Annotated in this window: 1 protein-coding gene; it reads right to left on the reverse strand. The window is 47.8% G+C overall.

Features of this window, described 5'->3' with window-relative positions:
- Positions 1-1,358, reverse strand: a 1,358-nt coding sequence (locus QZ375_RS14035; RefSeq protein ID WP_295219982.1) for a DNA primase family protein, incomplete at both ends; no start/stop codon positions are given.

Below are 1,358 nucleotides of genomic sequence, written 5' to 3' on the forward strand. Positions count from 1 at the left end.
TCCTCCGGCACAGAATGATTGAACCGGACAATGATCAGACGGCGGTAAAAGCCCTCCGATTTGTCCCCATAGTTCTTCGGAATACTGTTGCAGGAAAAGAGCAGCCTCGCATAGGGCTGAAAAGAAAAGGGATTTTTGTTTTTCTTTTCCACAGTCAGATAATCCTCTCCGACCAACGCCTTGAAAATGCCGTTGTCTTCAATGCCCTTAGTCGGCAGTTCCGCACAGATGTTCGCCCATTTTCCAAACAATTCTGCTGTCTTGAAACGGTCACTGAGTGCCTGCCATGCTACATTGGACACATTTTCTTTTCCCAGCAGAAGTTCATTCAGCACCCGCAGCAGCACAGACTTCCCGGCACCGCCTTTTCCCACAATGATAAAGCACTTCTGGGCATGATTGACCGGAATGAGAAAGTAGCCCAGCATCTCCTGAATCAGCGTCACCTGATCCTCCTCCACGGATTCATGCAGAAACTGCAGAAATCTGGGACACTTTGCACCGGACATATATCGCACATTCAGCTGTACCGTAGACAGATACTTTGCGGTGTGCTCCGATAAGGTTTCGTCCAGCACATTGTACAGGCCATTTCGCACATTGATGAGATAGGGATTGGAATTGAGTTCCCGAATATCCTTCTGCACCTGCATCTTCCATTGTCCTTCGGTATCATTGATCTGAGACAGCTTTGTGTATCTGGTCAGCATTTTATCCCGTACCATATTTCTTGCTGTCAGTTCCGTGATGCTGTGATAAACGCCATTTTCATAGCAATAATACTGCTCGGCAGAATAAAACACAGGGGCATTCTGTGTCATGTATTCTGCAAGCACACCGGGCAGAAACTTCGGACCCCGTTCTGTCATTTCATACCAGTCGGGAATTTCCATGCCGGAGCGATGCTTCCGTGTTTCGGATTTGTTTTGAAATGCCTTGTACAGTTCTTTTTGCAGAGCAAGCAGCGGCTTGACATCTGCATTTTTGAAACCGAAATGCTGCTTTAAATCGTAATGGATCATCGATTCGGCAGTCACGCTGTCCACATTGTAAAGATATTCCGACACAAAGTTTCGTGCAGTCTGCAAATCTTCCACCACGGCATTTTGCACCTTTTGCTGCAGCAGCAGTGCCCGAATGCCATCAATGGAAAGCGGCTGAAAACACAGAGCCGCAGGAGATTTACAGCTGCACTGTCCGCTTCGCAGCTTTGGGCAGGAAAAGCCTTTCTCTGCAATGGTGCGGCAGGTCATAGGTTTTGTTCCGCTGCGGAGAAAATGCTGGATCTTATTCTGCGTTTCTTCAAAAGAATACTTCGGATACGGCTTGGAGTATTGATGTATGACCGCTGCACCGCC

Origin of the sequence: Ruminococcus sp. (assembly GCF_019417665.1) — a bacterium.
Classification (GTDB): domain Bacteria; phylum Bacillota; class Clostridia; order Oscillospirales; family Ruminococcaceae; genus Ruminococcus_C.